The organism is Streptomyces lydicus (genome assembly GCF_004125265.1).
In the GTDB taxonomy this organism is placed as follows: domain Bacteria; phylum Actinomycetota; class Actinomycetes; order Streptomycetales; family Streptomycetaceae; genus Streptomyces; species Streptomyces lydicus_C.
In genome coordinates this window covers 3,329,884-3,346,270 of sequence record NZ_RDTE01000003.1, presented here as the reverse complement: position 1 = coordinate 3,346,270, position 16,387 = coordinate 3,329,884, and the positions used below count along the sequence as shown (strand labels likewise).

Genomic DNA, 16,387 nt, shown 5'->3' with positions numbered 1-16,387 from the left:
CGCACCGGTCGCGGGGTTGCCGAGCACTCCCCGGGCGGACCGGCCGGTCATATCAGCCCGGTGCGCAGGGCGTAGGAGACCGCGTGCGCCCGGTTGCGCAGGTTCAGACGCTTCATCAGGCCATAGAGCACGTACTTGACGGTGCGTTCGGAATAGGCGAGCTTCTCTGCGATCTCCGACAGCTCCAGGCCCTCCGCGATGAGGCGCAGGACGTCCACCTCGCGGGGGCTGACACCGGAGGCGGTCAGGCCGCGGGGCGTGAGGACCTCGTGGTGGGTCCACTGGACCTGCCGCATGAGGGTTCCCTGGAGGGCGGGGGGAAAGCTGCCGCCACCGCGCGCGACGGTGAGCAGTGCCTGGAAGAAGGCCGCCGGGGTGAAGCTGTCGCGCCACAGTACGGCGCGTACCCCGCGGTCGACCGCGGCGAAGATGTCGGCCTGCCACTGCCGTCCGACCAGCAGCGCGAAGCGTGCCTGTGAGGAGGCGGAGAGGCTGTGCAGCAGGCTGAGGGTGGCGGCGTTCGCGGTGTCCACCACGACCACGGTCACGTCCGCCTGGTCCGCGGACGTCTCGCAGAAGCGCCGGTCGTGCTGGAGGTGGCTGGCCAGGCCGGCGCGGGTGAGGGCGTCGGGAGAGTGGATCGCCACCCCCACTTTCTGCGTGGGCGTTTGCTGTGGCACCAGACCTCCCGCAGACAAAGGAGTAGTTCATCATTTGTTCAAGACGTCAATGGTGTCACGCACGGTTCAGGTCACGGCCGGGAGCGGATCGCTGGACACCAAACGACAGGGAAACCTGGCACCAGCACCGATCGGTACCCAGCGGATTCGCCGGACGCCGGATGCGGCCTCATGGCCTCAGACGTCGACGAGGCCGGCGCCAGGCTTTCGGACCATCACCCGGCGGTTGCCTGCCGGGCCCGGAGTGAGGAGTCGGTCGATGCAGCAGCCCGGTTCGTCCCTGCCAGGCAGGGAGGACGACGTCCGCGCGGTCGCCCGCGCACTGGGCTCCACCGGCACCGCACGGACCGTGCTGGTCACCGGTGCCGGCGGAGTGGGCAAGACCACCGTCGTGGAGTCCGGCCGCCTGGCGGCGGTGCAGGGCGGCGCGAAGGTGCTGCGGCTCGGCCTGTCGACGTCCGAGGGGGAGCCGGGCACGGCGGCGCTGGTCGACGCGGTCTGCCGGCTGCTGGCCCGGATCAGCGATGGCCGGCTGCCGGCGCGCGTGGTCGAGATCCGGCGCGTGGAACTGCGGACCGCCGGCCGTGACGGGGGGCTCGCCCTGCTGTCCACGATCGGCGAGGTCCTCACCGACGCGGCGGAGCACGTCCCGTTCTCCATGGTGGTGGACGGCATCGACGGCTTGCCGCCGGCCACCGCCTCCGCTCTGGGGCTGCTGCTGCGCGTCTTCCGGCCCGTCGGCCTGCCCGTGGTGCTGGCGTCCCGGCCGGCCGCGCCGGCACACCGCGGCGAACACCTGCCGCCGGCCGCCGATGACGTACTCGACCTGGGCCCGCTGGCGCCGGACGACGTGCGCGAAATGCTCTCGCGTCGGCTCGGCCACCCGGTCGAGCCCGACCTGGTGACGGCGGTGGCCCGCTCCCTCGGCCCCTTGAGGGGCAACCCCGCCGCGCTGCTCTCGGTGCTCGCCGGGATCGAACAGGACGGGGCGCTCCTGGAATTGGACGGCCGGCTCGCCCTCAGCGAACCGGCGGGCGGCCTGCGCTTCGGCGGGGACGCGGAGGAGCTGGCCGCCCTCGGGTGGCCGGACCTCCCCCCGGACGCCGGGCGCACCAAGGTCGCGGCCGCGCTGGCCCGCCTGGTCGCCACGGCCGAGTTGCGCCTGGAGGACCTGCACCGCATGACGACGCCGGGCCGGGGAGCCAGGCCCGACGCCGTCCGGGCTGTGGACCAGCTGTTCACCCAGGGCGTGCTGATGGCCGACCAGGAGGGGCGGGTGGGATTCGCCGTGCCGGCGCTGGCGGCGGCGCTGCGGAAGCTGCCCGTCACCTGCGACGTGCCGGAGCTGCACGCCCGTATCGTGCGTACGGCTCTCGACCGGCTCGGCCCGGTCTCCGCGGGCACCGGCCACCCCCGACTGGCCGGCCACGCGATCGCCGTCGGCCCGGAGTTGGACGACGGGGTCGCGGTGCCGCTGCTGCTGGCGGCAGCCGGCAGGTACGCGCGGTTCTCCGCGCCCCGGGCGGTCGCTGTCTACGGCGCGGCGCTGGACCGCATGCGGCCGGGACCGGAGGCGTCCGGCGTGCTGCGCCAGGCGCTGGAACTCGGCCTGCGGAACGCCGACTACGCCGGGTCGCTGGCGCTGGCGGAGCCGTTGACCGCCTGCCTCGACGCCGCGCCCGCGAACGCCGGGGCCGACCTGGACTTCAGCGCCCGCGCCTGGAGCATGGCGGCGCTGCACGAACACGGCCCCCGGCACACCGAGGCGGCGGAGGACCGGCGCTCCGCCGCGCTGCGGCGGATACCGGCGGCGGCGGGCCTGGCGGCGCTGGGCGGGCGGTACGGGATCGGGCCGCTGACCCCCATGGTGTGGGCCGGCGCGCCCGGGGCGGACGAGCCCGCTTGTGGCCCGCTGCCCACGCCGGCCGAGACCCGGCTGCTGGCGGCGGTGGTGGGCGGGCGGGAGGATAGCGAACGGGCCCGCCGCGACCTGCCGGTGGCGGTCGAGGGGGCGGCCTGGGACCGGCTGCGCGGCGTCGCCGCGTACGGTGACCTGGCCGGTGCCCTGGAGGCGGTGCTGGCGGACCGGTACGTCAAGGCCGGCGACAGCACCGCGGTGCGGTACCACGCGGTGGTCCGCGACTACCTCGCGGGCCGGTGGGACGAGACGCTGTCCGGGGTCCGCCGGATCGAACTGCGCAGCAGGTCCCGCGATTTCTCCGGCGCCGCCCAGCTGGCACGGGCGCTGGCGGGCGAGATCCACTGGATACGCGGCGACATCGGGCAGGCCCGCGCATGGCTGGAGCTCATACCCGAGACCGTCTTCCACCCCCTGATCGGGCGGGTGTGGCTGAGCGTCCGTCACGCGACGGGCGGGGCCGACGAGGCGTTCGAGCGGGCGTGGCAGGACGTCGAGTGGGCGCGCGAGAACGGTGTGCTCGCGGGCCTGGACCGGCTGTTGCTGCGGTTGCTCTCGTTCGGTTCGCGGGACGGCCGGGAGCGGGACTGCGAGCGGGCGCAGGAGGAACTGGACGCCCTGCACGACGAGGTGGACTCCCCGATGACGCGGGAGTCCGTACTCCTCGGGCGGGCGCTGCTGCACCGCGACGCCGGCAGCGTGCGGACCGCCTTACCCCTGGTGCGGCGGCGCGGCGACCGGCTGTTGGCGCTGTTCGCCTGGGAGTGCCTGGTCGTGGTGGGCGACGACCCCCAGACCTGGTTGGACGAGGCCGTGCGGGACGCGCAGTCGCTCGGGGCATCGGCGTACCTGCGCGACATTCTCGCCGTCCGGGCGCGGCAGAACGGTCTGAAGCTGAGCCTGCCGCGGCGGCGGGCCACTCCGACCAGGCTGAACGAGAGCGATGTGCGCCTGATCGACCTGGTGAGCGACGGTGAGACGAACCGGCGGATAGCCGCCCTCATGGCGTGCAGCGAGAAGACCGTGGAGCAGCGGCTGACCCGGCTCTTCCAGCGCACCGGGTGCCGTTCCCGCACGGAGTTGGCCGCGTCCCGGCTCGACGGGAGCCTGGCCCGGCTGGGCCTGCTGCCCCACGTGCCGGCAGCGGGGGGCGACGCTCGCTCCGTGGCGCAACCCGGCCATGTGCACTTGCTGGGGTGACGGACGGTGCGTCGTGGTCGCCGACCGGCGGGGCTCCCCGCGCACTCCGTGAACGCGGGGAGCCCCGTGAACTCCGTGAATTCCGTGGACTTCAGGAACCCGACCAGGACCAGTCGGTGTCGGCGGGTCCGCAGGGCCGCAGTTGGAGGCGGGCGTCGGGGCCGGCGCCCGGCCCCCCGTCGACGCCCAGGCACAGGCCGCCGCTCCGGGAGTTGCGGAGCTGGTAGTGGTTGTCCTGTCCCGGCCAGACGTACCAGGTCTGGTTGTCCTGGGCGCTCCCGTTGCACGGGAACTCGGAGACCTTGGTGCCCGCCGGCTGCCCGCCGAAGTCCGGCAGGTCCATGCACAGATTGTCCTTGGTGTTGCGGACCACGAAGAGGTTCGCGCCCCCCGGTCCCTTGCCCTGGACCATCTGGAGGTTCCACATCTGGTTGTCGGCGTCACCGGCCTGGCAGTGGAACTCGTTGACGGGACCGTTGGCCGCCCCGTTGCCCAGGTCCGGCAGGTCGGCGCAGAGGCCGGTGGCGCGGTTGTGCAGCAGCGCCTGGGAGGCGCCTCCGAACAGCCGGGAGCCGGCCGGGGCGAGCGAACCGCCCGAGAGCGCGTTCTTCGCCGGGGAGTCCACCGTCGGGGCGCCGCCGGGGCCGGCCGGGTGACCGTTCCCCGGGCGGGGCTTCGGCTTCGGGGCGTGGTGCCCCGCGGAGGTGGAGGGCGCGGCGGAGGCGGCGGACTTGGAGGCGGAGGGTGAGTGGGAGCCGGAGGAGGACGGCGCCCGGCTCCCGGGCACGGCGTCCTGCGGGATGTCGGCCAAGGCGCCCTGACGGTCCGTGGACTTGCCGTGCGAACCCGGCGCCATGAGCAGGAACGGCACCGACAGCAGGGCCACGCCGCCGACCGCCGCGGCGAGCAGCGTCCTGCGGGGATGGCGCTGCCGCGCCGCCGGCGGTGTGGTCGGCGGGGAGGTCTTCCCGGCTGCGGCCGGTGTCGGTGCCGGCGGGGAGGGTTTCCCGTCCGTGCCCGGCGGGTTGCGGGTGCCGGGGTGCGGCGCCTCCGTGCGGTCCGCGTCCTGGTCCCAGAGCGCGGGTGAGCCGTCGGCGAGCGTCTGCATGCGGGCCGCGGCTCGCATGCGCTGCACCAGGCGCCCTCGCAGCCGAGCGCCGGCCGGGCTCTTCGGGGTGCGGTTCGATGGCGGGGAGCCGGAGATGCCGGGGTCCGGCACCGCCGGGTCGGCGGAGGGCGCCGGGGGCCCCGGGCTCTCCGCGTCGTGGGGCTCCCGCCGTGAGGAGCGTGAGAGCTGCGCAGTCAGGGCGTGCCTCCTTGACGGGGTGGCTAGGTGAGGTGGGGGCCGGCCGTGGCCGGTCTCGCCTGTCCGGGATGCTAGTGGTTCTCCCCGGAAGCGGGGCCCACCCGCCCGCCACGTCCCGGCGTTTGGCGCGGGCGTACATCGGTGCGCGTACAAAAGGGAAAGGTCCGCAGGGGAGTTCAGAGATCTCGGGCGCTGTCACTGTGTCGCACGAGGGTCGCTCCACGGCGCGTACGACGGGGTACGCACCACCTCGCCGGCCGCTGCCGGCGAGCCCGGCCCGACTGTGGGGCCCTGTGGGACGGAACCGCGGGAGAACGTAACCTCACTTGTAGTGACACCTGAGTGGTGCGTGACACCTGAGTGGTGCGTGACACCCGGGTGGTGAATGACACCCGAGACCGCTCCGGGCACCAGGCCCGCTCGTGCGGCGGGCCCCGCCGACGGCGGTCCGGCAGACGCACTCTGCTGGAGGAGACATGGGCAACCGAAGCGGACCGGCCGCGGACGACTTCGCCGCGAAGCCGTCGGGCGCGGGCCCGGCGGACGGCGCCGACCGGGACCCGGCGCACCTGCCCGGTCGCGAGCGGGCGTTGGCGGACGTCCGGCAGCGCCTCTTCGCCTCCGAGGGGCCGAACCTGCTGGTCGTCGAGGGGGAACGCGGCGTCGGCCGTTCCACGTTCGTCCATGCCCTCGCCACCGGGGCACGTGCGGACGAGAGGGAGGTCTCGTTCCTGGTCTGCGACCCCGAGGACGGCCGGCGCCCGCTGCTGCTGGCGCTGCGGCTGGTCAAGGCGCTCGCACCGCACCGGCAGTCCCCGCCCAGGCCGCGGCGGGCCGACGGCGGGGCGGCGGACGCGCTGGCCGCCGTCGAGCGCGGGGAACCGGCCGCCATGGGCCGGGCGCTGGTGGCCGCCCTGGCGCAGTCCGCCCCCCTGACCCTCGTGGTCGACGACGCCCACCACGCCGACACCGAGTCGCTGGACCTGCTCGGCGGCGTCGACCTCGAACGGGTCGCGCCCGACGTGCGGCTGGTCCTGTCGGTGCTCCGGCACAGGGGGGCCGGGCGGCACACGCCCGGTGGTGGCCCGAGTGGCGGGGTGGAGCGCCTGGCGAACCGTCGCGGCGCGCACCGCACCGTCCTGCCGCGTCTGGAGCGGGCGGAGGTCGCCGCGGTGGTCAGCCGGCGGCTGCATGCGGTCGCGGACCCTGAACTGGTCTGCGAGGCACACGACATGAGCGGGGGAGTGCCGGCGGCGGTCGACGTCCTGCTCACCGCGTGGTCCCGGAACGGCGCGACCCGGACGGTCGACGACCGGGTCCTGCTGTGTCCGGGCACTCCGCCGCCGGTGCTGCCGGACGAGGACCGGTTCGTCGCGGCGCTGCGCGCGCTGGGCGAGCCGAGCCGCACGGTGGCCGCGGCGCTGAGCGTTCTGTGGCCGCTGGGCCGGGCGGCCGCGACACACGTGGCCGAGGCGACCGGCTTGTCAGCGGCGCTCGTGGACGACGGCCTGGGCGCCCTGATCGCCGCGGGGATCGTGGGGGAACTCCCCGGCCCCGAGGGCGCTCCGCCCCGCGGGTGGGCGTTCTCCGTCCCCCTGTTGGAGCACACGGTCCGCCGCCGGCTGGGCCCCCTGGAACGCAACCGGCTGTCGGTCGCCGCGGTGGCAGCGGTCCGGGACGCGGCGGCCGCGCGGCGGGCCGGGACGCAGGAGGCCGGGACGCAGGGGGCCGCGGCGGAGCTGCTCGCCGAGGCCGACCCCGACACCTACCTGCCGGACCGGCTCGCCGAGGTGGACTTTGGCCTGGACCGCCGGCGTGTGGTGGCCGAGTTGGCGGCGGCGGCCGACCGGCTGCACCCCGACCCGGGCCGGCGGGGGATGCTGCGGTGGCTGCGGACCGCCGTCCGCTTCGCCGAGGAGCCGGAGGTGCGGGACGACCTGATCCGGCGGTACGTGGGGATGGCCTACACCGCGGGCGAGTACGAGGCCGCCCGGCGGGCCGCCGCCTCGGTACTGCGCGACCCGGCCGGCTTCGGCCTCGTGGCGCTCCAGGAGGCCGCGGCCTTGTTGGTGGGGTCCGCGGCCGCCGTCGGCGACCGGATATGGCTGGACCGGCTGGCCTCGGGCCGCTGGTGGCGGATGCAGGGCCTGCCGCCCGCGGTGGAGGTGACCGGGCGGGCCCTGGCGCTGTGCGGGCAGGGCCGGTGGACGCAGGCGCTGGCGCTGCTCAGGCAGACCGGCCGGGAGGAGGACGACGCACGGGCCGCCCAGGGGGACGAGGCGCGGGCCGCCCGGGTGTTCCCCGCGCTGTTCCGCGCCGTGGCCGAGCTCGTCTGCGGTGAGCCGGAGCGGTTCGTCCGGTCGCTGACCCTGCCGGACATGAACGAACTGCCCCGCTACGGGCGGTACGCGGTGACCGTGATCCAGGTGGACCAGCTCCTCGGCGCGGGGGACCTGCGGGAGGCCGGAGCGGTCCTGGCCCGCCGGGGGATCACCGAGAAGGCGCTCCCCGCGTACAGCCTGTTCCTGTGGCACCACCTGGAGGGCCGGTGGGACGACGCGCTGGCGGTGGCCCGGCGGGCCCTGGTGAGCGGTCAGGTCGACATGCCCACACCCGGACACCACCTGCTGCCCGAGCGCATGTCGGCCGTCCTGCTCGCTCGTGGCCGCACCCGGAGCGCCCAGTATTTCCTGGACGAGGCGCGCGGGCGGGCGACCGGGCCGTCCGAGTCCCTCCTGGACCGCGCCGAGGCGGAACTGGCGCGGACGCTCGGCGACCTCTCCGGTGCCGAGCAGACGCTGCGGCGGGGGCTGAAGGCCGCCGAGGCCGGCGGGTACGTCTACGGCACCGACGAGCTGTGGGCCGCCCTGGTTCAGGTGTGCCTGGACACCGGCCAGGTCTCTGCGGCGGCGGAGTGCGTGCGGGAGCTGGAGCGGGTGGCACAGCGGACCGGCCAGGGCCGCGCGCACCTGCTCCACCTGCGCGCCGCGGCCCAACTCCCCGGGCAGGACGCGACCGTGGTCCAAGACCTCCTGCGGGAGGCGGTGGGCTTGGCCCGCTCCAGGAGCCAGCCGTTCGAGACCGCCGAGACGCTGCTTGCCGCGGCGTCGGCGAGCGGCGGCCCGGCTCCCTGGCTGTACGAGGCGTATCAGCTGTTCGGTGACGTCGGCGCGTCGCTGTGGCGGTTCCGCACCCGCGCCGCCATCCGGGAGAGCCGGCACCCCGTCCCCGGGCGCAAACAGGCCACCGCGGAGAACGAGCAGCTGTTAGCCGTGCTCGTCGCCGAGGGACTGTCCAACCGTCAGATCGCCGCTGTCCTCGGCCTCAGCGAGGACGCCGTGGCCAACCGGCTCACCCGGCTCTTCGCCCGCGTCGGTGTGCGGTCCCGCGCGGAGGTCGTGGCCGCGGTGCGCACCGGGCACCCACTGGGCACTCCGGAGCGGTGAGCGGGTGGCCCCACGTGGAGCCACCCGCCACAAAGCGGCTCAATTCGCACGCACGTCCTACATGCCAGGTTTCCCCATGACTTGCGCGACAGGGCAGCTCCGGGGGCATGCGGCCTTCCCGTCGTGGCACGATCGCCCCGTTCGATCTCCGCACACCGCATATCCCAGGAGAGTGCGTATGTCGCCACACATGCTTGTCGACACCGTGCGTGTGGCGATACACGCGCCCGAAGGCATCGTCCGTGCCGGTCTGGTCAGCTATCTCCAGCACGACCGCGAACTGGCCGAGGTGTCCGTCAGTGACGTACGCGACGGTGACGTCGTGGTGGTCGCCACGGATGTCGCGGACGCCGCCGCGCTGGAGTCCCTGGGCGCGCTCAGCGACGCCGCGGACGTCCTGTTCGTCCTTGTCGTGGCCAAAATGCAGTGGCGGGCCGACATCTCCGCGGCCGTCGACCGCGGGGTGCGGGCGGTGCTGTGGCGCGACTCCTTCACCCCGGCCGACTTCACCCGGACCCTGCTCGCCGTCGCGCAGGGCGGCGGCAGTTTCCCCGCCTCCCTCCAGGGGACGCTGATGGAGCAGGTCCAGGTCACCCAGCGCGAGGTCCTGGTGCCTCGCGGCCTGGCGGCCTCCGGGATCAGCTCCCGTGAGATGGACGTGCTGCGGCTCGTCGCCGAGGGCGAGGAACTGTCGCAGATCGCCGCGAAACTGTGCTACTCCGAGCGCACCATCAAGTACGTGCTGTACGGCGTGATGAAGCGGCTCCGGCTGCGCAACCGCGCGCACGCCGTCTCCTACGCCATCCGCTCCGGCCTCATCTGACGGCGCGCCGGGCCATCCGGCCGCGTCCCGCCGGGGCAGGTTCCCCACGCCACCGCGCGACGCCGACGCCGCGGGGACGGCCGGACCACCGCTGAACTGGCAGGCACAGTTCCGCTGTCCGGACGGACAGTTTTCCACCACCGGCTCCCGACGTCGCGCCGCCCCTCCCTACTGTGAAAAGGGCAGCCGTGCTGCCATGCCGCGGCTCCGTCCGGGCCCACCACCATCCTGAAGGACAGACCGATGAGCACCGTGGTCGTCAACCGCTCGCCTCGTGTCCCCGGCCCCGAGGCCCCGGAGGGACAGATCGAGCTGGCTGAACCTCCCGCCCTCGGTGAGCCCGCCACCGCGGACTTCAGCTCGGTACTGGTCTACCTGCCGATGCTGCTGGGCGTGGGTGCCATGGCGATGATGTTCACCCTCGGCGCCAAATCTCCCACGACGTTCCTGATGTCCGGGATGATGGGCACGGCGATGCTGAGCATGGCGCTCACCCAGATCGGCCGCCGCGGCGCCGAGCGCAAGCGCAAGATGCGCGCCGAGCGCCGCGACTACCTGCGCTACCTCGCCCAACTGCGCCGCCAGGTGCGGCAGGCGGCTGCCGAGCAGCGCGCCGCGGCCTACTGGGACAACCCGCGCCCGCAGGACCTGTGGGCGATGGCGTCCGGGCCGCGCCTGTGGGAGCGCAGGGGCGGGCACGAGGACTTCGCCGAGGTGCGCATCGGCCTTGGCTCCCGCAGGGCGGGCCTGGCCCTGGCGCCGCCGGAGACCAAGCCGGTGGAGGACCTCGAACCGCTCTCGGCGATCTCGCTGCGGCGCTTCACCAAGGCGTACCAGAACGTCACCCACCTGCCGGTGACGGTGCCGCTGCGCCGGTTCACCAGCGTGGAGCTGGCCGGCGACGGCGAGGCCGCACTCGGCCTGCTGCGTGCCCTGATCGGCCGGCTCGCCGTGGCGCACGCGCCGGACGAGATGCGCATCGCCCTGCTCACCGACGCGGTGGGGCGCACCGAATGGGACTGGCTGAAGTGGCTGCCCCACAACGCGCACCCGCACCTGGAGGACGAGACTGGTCCGCTGCGGCTGGTGTCGGACGACCATGACGTGCTGCTGGACCTGCTTGAGGTGACCGAGCGCCCCGAGCACGAGCCCGGCTCGCCGCCCCGGCCCGGCGAGCCCTTCGTCGTCGTGCTCGCCTACCGGGCGTACCTGCCCGAGACCTCCCGGCTGCTGGCGGACGGCATCCGCAATGTCGTGCTGCTGGACGCCACCGGCGCGATGACCGGCGGCCCCGACGTGCTGCGGCTGTCCGTGCGGGACGGCGAGGTGGAGTACCCCTCGGGGGACACCGCCGTCACGGCGAGAGCCGACACGCTGAGCGCCTCGGCCGCCGAGGAACTCGCCCGTGTCCTGGCGCCGATGCGCACCAGCAGCGGCGGCATCGAACTCGTCGAGCAGCCGCTGGAGACCGACTTCGACCTCGCCACCCTGCTCGGCGTCCGCGACCCGCGCTCCTTCGACGTGCCCTCCCTGTGGCGCACCCGGACGGCCCAGAGCTCGCGGCTGCGGGTGCCGATCGGCATCACCGAGGACAACGAGGTCCTGGAGCTGGACCTCAAGGAGTCAGCCCAAGCCGGTATGGGCCCGCACGGTCTGCTGATCGGCGCGACCGGTTCCGGCAAGAGTGAACTGGTGCGCACCCTGGTCATCGGGCTCGCGGCGACGCACTCCTCGGACATCCTCAACTTCGTGCTGGTGGACTTCAAGGGTGGCGCGACCTTCCTCAACATGGACCGGTTGCCGCACACCTCCGCGGTCATCACCAACCTGGCCGACGAGCTCCACCTCGTGGACCGTATGCGGGACTCGCTCCAGGGCGAGATGATCCGCCGCCAGGAGCTGCTGCGCGAGAGCGGGCACTCCTCCCTCTACGACTACGAGAAGGCGCGGCTCGGCGGCGCGCCGCTCACCCCGCTGCCGTCCCTGGTGATCGTGGTGGACGAGTTCTCCGAACTGCTGGCCACCAAGCCGGAGTTCGTCGAGTTGTTCGTCACCATCGGGCGCCTCGGCCGCTCGCTGGGCGTGCACCTGCTGCTGGCCTCCCAGCGGCTGGACGAGGGCCGCATCCACCGGGTCGAGGGCCACCTGTCGTACCGGATCGCGCTGCGCACCTTCTCCTCGATGGAATCCCGCAGCGTCATCGGCGTCGGCTCCGCCTACGAGCTGCCGTCCGCACCGGGCAACGGCTACCTGAAGGTCGACACCACTAACCTGGCCCGCTTCAAGGCCGCCTACGTCTCGGGCGCCGCCCCGGCCCCGCAGACCGCGTCCCGCCCGACGGAGGCGATCGCCGGCTCCCAGGAGATCGTCGCCTTCGGCATGGAGCAGCGCACCCCGGTGCCGCCGGACGACACGGAGACGGCCGAGGAGCACACCGCGCAGCAGACGCCGACGGCCGAGCCGGCCTCCGACGACGAGGAGAGCCTGCTGGAGGTCCTGGTGGACCGGCTGGAGGGCGCCGGCCCGCCGGCCCGCCAGGTGTGGCTGCCGCCGCTGGACTTCTCGCCCAGCCTCGACCAGTTGCTGCCCGGTATCGTCCCCGACCCGGAGCGCGGCATGAGCGCCGTCGACTACGCGGCGCTCGGCGCCCTGCGCGTACCCCTCGGCATGGTCGACCGGCCCTACGAGCAGCTGCGCGAACTGCTGGTCGCCGACCTGTCCGGCGCCGACGGCCACCTGGCCATCGCCGGCGCCCCGCAGAGCGGCAAGTCCACGACGCTGCGCACCCTGATGCTCTCCCTCGCCCTCACCCACACCCCGCGCGAGGTGCAGTTCTACTGCCTCGACTTCGGCGGCGGCGGTCTGCAGTCCACTGCGGGCCTGCCGCACGTCGGCTCGATCGCCACCCGCATGGAGCGGGATCGCGTGACGCGCACGGTGGAGGAGCTCAGCCAGCTGCTGGAGGCCCGCGAACGGCGCTTCACCGAGAACGGCCTGGAGTCGATGACGGCGTACCGGCAGATGCGGGACAGCGGCCAGATCGACGACCCCTACGGCGACGTCTTCCTCGTCATCGACAACTGGGGCACCCTCAAGCAGGACTTCGAGGAGCTGGAGCCGCGCATCACCGACCTGGCGGCCCGGGGCCTGTCCTTCGGCCTGCACGTGGTGGCCTCCGCGGTGCGCTGGTCGGAGATCCGGCCGCGCGCCCGCGACCTGTTCGGCAGCAAGCTCGAACTCCGCCTCGGTGACGCCGTGGAGTCCGAGCTCGGCTCCAAGCTCGCCGCGAGCGTGCCCCAGCAGCCGGGCCGCGGCCTGACCAAGTCCAAGTTCCACTTCCTGTCCGCGCTGCCCCGCCTGGACAGCTCCTCCGGGACCGAGGACCTCACCGCGGCGACCAGGTCGGCCGTCGCCGAGATCGACACCTTCTGGACCGGACGGCAGGCCCCCGGCGTGCGGATGCTGCCCGCCAAGCTGCCGCTGGACAAGCTCCCGGCGCCCGAGGGCGACCTGCGGGTCTGCGTCGGCTGGGACGAGCAGCGCCTCGCCCCGGTGTGGCACGACTTTGGGGCCGCCCCGCACCTGATGGTCTTCGGCGACGCCGAGACCGGCAAGACCAACGTCCTGCGGCTGACGATCGATGCCATCACCCGCCGCTACCAGCCGGACGAGGCCCGCATCCTGCTCGCCGACACCCGGCGCGATCTGCTCGGCCTCGTCCCCGAGGAGTACCGGGTGGGTTTCGCGGTGGACGGCGAGAGCCTCACCCAACTCGCCGGCAGCGCCGCGGTGTCGGTCGGCAAGCGCGTCCCCGGCGCCGACATCGCCCCCGAGCGCCTGCCCCGGCGCGACTGGTGGTCCGGGCCGAGGCTCTTCATGCTCATTGACGACTACGACCTCTACGGTGGTGGGCCGGGCAGCGGTTCGCCGCTCAACCCGCTCGCCCCGATGCTCGCCCACTCCGTGAACATCGGCCTGCATCTGGTGATCTCGCGTTCCACCTCCGGAGCCGGCCGCGCCATGATGGACCCGGTGCTGCGCCGGATCTGGGAACTGGGCAACCCGGCACTGCTGCACTCCTACCCCAAGGAGGAAGGCAAGTTCATCGGTGAGGCCAGGCCGCGGACCCTGCCCCCCGGCCGTGCGCAGCTCGTCACCCGCCGCGGTGTGCGCCTGATGCAGGTCGGATACGCGGGCCCCTGACGCCAGGCCCGCCCCCGTCCTCCAAGCCACCGCGAACCCCCGCTTCCAGGAGCACCATGACCACCGCCCTACCCGCCCCCCGCACCCCGGGAGCGGTCAGCACCGAGGTGTGCCGGCTGACCATCGCCGGGCCGGCCGGCCGCGCAGACCTGGCCGTCCCCGTCACCACCTCCGTCTCCGCCCTGCTGCCGGTGCTGCTGCGGCGGGTCTCCACCGACCCCGGCAGGCCGGCCTCCACCTGGACCCTGCAACGCCTGGGCGAGGCGCCCCTCGACCTGGACGCCACGCCGCAGAGCGCGGGCCTCCTCCACGGCGACGTCCTCCACCTGCGGCCCGCCGACGACCCGATGCCGGAGTGGGAGTACGACGACGTCTCCGACGGCGTGGGCCAGGCCGTCGGCGCGCACACCGACCGGTGGCGCCCGGAACTGACCCGCCGGCTCTTCCTCGGCCTGGCCTGCCTGGTGCTGGCCACGCTGGCAGCGGCCGTTCCGGTGCTCGGGCAGGGAGTCCTGGTCCCTGTGCTGTACGCCGTGTCCGCCGTCGTGCTCGGCGCCGGCTGCGCGTTGGACCAGCAGTGGTCCAACGACCGCGGGATCGCGCTGGTCACCGGTGTCGGCGCGTGCGCCAACGCGGCGCTGGCCGGTCTGACGTCTCTCGGCTCCACCGCCGCCCTGCTCTCACCGAAACCCGGTGACGTCCTGCTCGGCGGGGCCGCCGCCCTCGTGGCCGCCGTCGTCCTGCTGTCCGTGTCCCGGATACCGGTCGCGGTCACCGGCACCGTGCTCGCCACCGCGGCCCTCGTCGCGCTCACCGCGGGGGTCGGCGTCCTGTCCGGCTGGGACGGGGCACGCAGCGCCGGCACGGTGGCGGTCACCGCGTTCTTCTTCGGGCACCTCGCGCCCCGCGCGTCGCTGCGGATGGCCCGGCTGCGGGTGCCGCAACTGCCGCACAACGCCGCGGAGCTCCAGGAGGACGTCGACCCCCTCGCCGAGGACCAGGTCAAGCGCAGGACCGCCATCGCCGACGCGTTCTTGACGGTGGTCACCGGCGCCACCGCCGCGCTCTGCTCGGGCGCCTTCGTGCTGACGGCGCACGCCGACGGGTGGATCGGCCGGCTCTTCCCGCTGGTGTTCGCCACCGCGGTGCTGCTGCGCTCCAAGCACCTGAACGCGACCTGGCAGCGGGTGCCGACCGTGCTGTGCGGGGTGCTCGGCCTGCTCGCCGGGGTGCTCGCCTGGACCGCGTCGCTGACCTCCCCCGCCGGGCGCTGCGCACTGCTGGTCGGCCTGCTGATCGGCGCGCTGCTGGTGCTGGTCGGCGCGTGGCGGCTGCCCACCGCCCGCCTGCTGCCGGTGTGGGGGCGGATGGCGGACATCCTGGAGATGCTGACGGCGCTCGCCCTGCTGCCGCTGCTGCTGCAACTCCTCCACGTTTACGCGCACGTGCGTGCCGCGGTCAGCTGAGGGGGCTCGGTGCAAACACGTCGCGACCACTTGCACGCCTACCAGTTCGCCACCGGACGACTGGCCTCGGCGCTGGTCTCCGGTACCCCCGGCAACGGCGAGGCGCCCATGCACAGCGCGGGGCTGGGCGCCATGTTCGGCGCCCTGCTCGCCGTGCTGCTGGTGATCGGCTCCGTCGTCTTCGGTTTCCTCAAGCCCGCCGAGAACACCTCCTGGAAGCACACCGGCGCCCTGGTCGTGCAGAAGGAGACCGGCACCCGCTACCTCTACGTCAAGGGCGAACTCCACCCGACCCTGAACTACGCCTCCGCGCTCCTGGCCGCCGGCAGCGGCGCCACCGTCACCGAGGTGTCCCGCGCGTCGCTGTCCGGCGTGCGGCGCGGCTCGACCATCGGCATCGCCGGTGCCCCCGACGACGTCGCGGAGCCGAGCGCCCTGCTGACCGGCGCCTGGGCCGACTGCCTGCGGCCCGGACCGCAGGCCGTCGAGCGGCTGGACTTCGCCCCGCAGTCCGCCCGGCCCGTCCCGGACGACACCCGGGTACTGGTCGCGGGCCCGCACGACAGCCGCTACGTGGTGTGGAAGGACACCAAGTACCCCATCGACGGGCGGCCCTCGCTGCTGGCCCTCGGCCTCGACACCGAGCGGCCGGTCCAGGCCACCCAGCCGTGGCTGGACGCGCTGCCCACCGGCGCCACCGTCAGCCCCGCCGCGATCCCCGGCGCGGGCAAGGGCGGCCGGACGGTGGCCGGCAGCCGGGCCACCGTGGGCAGTCTCTTCCGTACCGTCGTCGGCAGCACCCACCACTACTACGTGCTCCGCAACGACGGGATGGCCCCGCTCAACCAGACCGAGGCCGCGCTCCTCGCCGCCCGGCCGGGCGGCCGGCAGCCGGTGGGCGTGAGCCCCACGGACATCGCCGCCGTCCCGTCGTCCTCCGACTCCTCCCTGCTGCACCGCCTCCCCGACCTGCTCGCCGGCAAGGACGCGACCTCCGACAGCGGCGGCGCGCTGTGCCTGCGGCGGTCCACGTCCGGCAACAAGGTGCACAGCACCGTGGTGCGGGAGAGCGGCCGGGTCATGACGGCGCGGGCGACGGCCGTGCTCCCCACGGAGCACGCGGTGCTCGCCGCGCCGCCCAAGCAGCCCGGCGCCACGAAGGACCCGACCCCGTTCCTGATCACCGACCAGGGCGTGAAGTACGAGCTGGTCGGATCGGCCGGCCAGGCGCTCGGATACGGCAGCGTCACCCCCCGGACGCTGCCGTCGACGACCCTTGACCAGATACCCAACGGCCCGCGGCTCCGCCGCTCCCGGGCCGTCACCGTGGCGGGAGTCGACTGAC

General features: G+C 74.1%; 8 protein-coding genes. 6 read left to right on the top strand and 2 right to left on the bottom strand.

Annotated features, from left to right (window positions below; all coding sequences use genetic code 11):
• Positions 1–47: 47 nt before the first annotated feature.
• Positions 48–647 (bottom strand): response regulator transcription factor, encoded by a 600-nt coding sequence (locus D9V36_RS16945; protein WP_129294520.1) that lies wholly within the window; start codon positions 645–647, stop codon positions 48–50.
• A gap of 292 nt (positions 648–939) precedes the next feature.
• On the opposite strand from D9V36_RS16945, the gene D9V36_RS16940 reads away from it, so the two are divergent.
• A complete protein-coding gene (locus tag D9V36_RS16940; protein WP_164992962.1) occupies positions 940–3,798 on the top strand; it encodes a helix-turn-helix transcriptional regulator in 2,859 nt (952 codons plus the stop codon).
• A gap of 91 nt (positions 3,799–3,889) precedes the next feature.
• On the opposite strand, the gene D9V36_RS16935 is transcribed toward D9V36_RS16940, so the two are convergent.
• The gene (locus D9V36_RS16935; RefSeq protein ID WP_241721321.1) at positions 3,890–4,924 is read right to left on the bottom strand and encodes an RICIN domain-containing protein; all 1,035 of its coding nucleotides are present in this window, start codon (positions 4,922–4,924) and stop codon (positions 3,890–3,892) included.
• A gap of 656 nt (positions 4,925–5,580) precedes the next feature.
• Here D9V36_RS16935 and D9V36_RS16930 point away from each other — a divergent pair.
• From D9V36_RS16930 to eccB, 5 genes are all read left to right on the top strand, one after another.
• Positions 5,581–8,550 (top strand): LuxR family transcriptional regulator, encoded by a 2,970-nt coding sequence (locus tag D9V36_RS16930; RefSeq protein WP_129294517.1) that lies wholly within the window; start codon positions 5,581–5,583, stop codon positions 8,548–8,550.
• Positions 8,551–8,728: 178 nt separating this feature from the next.
• A complete protein-coding gene (locus tag D9V36_RS16925; protein WP_129294516.1) occupies positions 8,729–9,373 on the top strand; it encodes a helix-turn-helix transcriptional regulator in 645 nt (214 codons plus the stop codon).
• 243 nt (positions 9,374–9,616) lie between these two features.
• Positions 9,617–13,576, top strand: a complete 3,960-nt coding sequence (gene eccCa, locus D9V36_RS16920) for a type VII secretion protein EccCa (protein ID WP_129294515.1) — start codon at positions 9,617–9,619, stop codon at positions 13,574–13,576.
• 56 nt (positions 13,577–13,632) lie between these two features.
• Positions 13,633–15,042: a type VII secretion integral membrane protein EccD gene (eccD, locus tag D9V36_RS16915; protein ID WP_129294514.1), complete on the top strand. Its 1,410-nt coding sequence runs from the start codon at positions 13,633–13,635 to the stop codon at positions 15,040–15,042.
• 9 nt (positions 15,043–15,051) lie between these two features.
• Positions 15,052–16,386: a type VII secretion protein EccB gene (gene eccB / locus D9V36_RS16910; RefSeq protein ID WP_129294513.1), complete on the top strand. Its 1,335-nt coding sequence runs from the start codon at positions 15,052–15,054 to the stop codon at positions 16,384–16,386.
• The last annotated feature ends 1 nt before the right edge of the window (position 16,387 follow it).

Coding starts and splice junctions, on each gene's coding strand:
- D9V36_RS16940 (WP_164992962.1), top strand. CDS start 940: ATGCAGCAGCCCGGTTCGTCCCTGCCAGGCAGGGAGGACGACGTCCGC.
- D9V36_RS16935 (WP_241721321.1), bottom strand. CDS start 4,924: ATGCGAGCCGCGGCCCGCATGCAGACGCTCGCCGACGGCTCACCCGCG.
- D9V36_RS16930 (WP_129294517.1), top strand. CDS start 5,581: ATGGGCAACCGAAGCGGACCGGCCGCGGACGACTTCGCCGCGAAGCCG.
- D9V36_RS16925 (WP_129294516.1), top strand. CDS start 8,729: ATGTCGCCACACATGCTTGTCGACACCGTGCGTGTGGCGATACACGCG.
- eccCa (WP_129294515.1), top strand. CDS start 9,617: ATGAGCACCGTGGTCGTCAACCGCTCGCCTCGTGTCCCCGGCCCCGAG.
- eccD (WP_129294514.1), top strand. CDS start 13,633: ATGACCACCGCCCTACCCGCCCCCCGCACCCCGGGAGCGGTCAGCACC.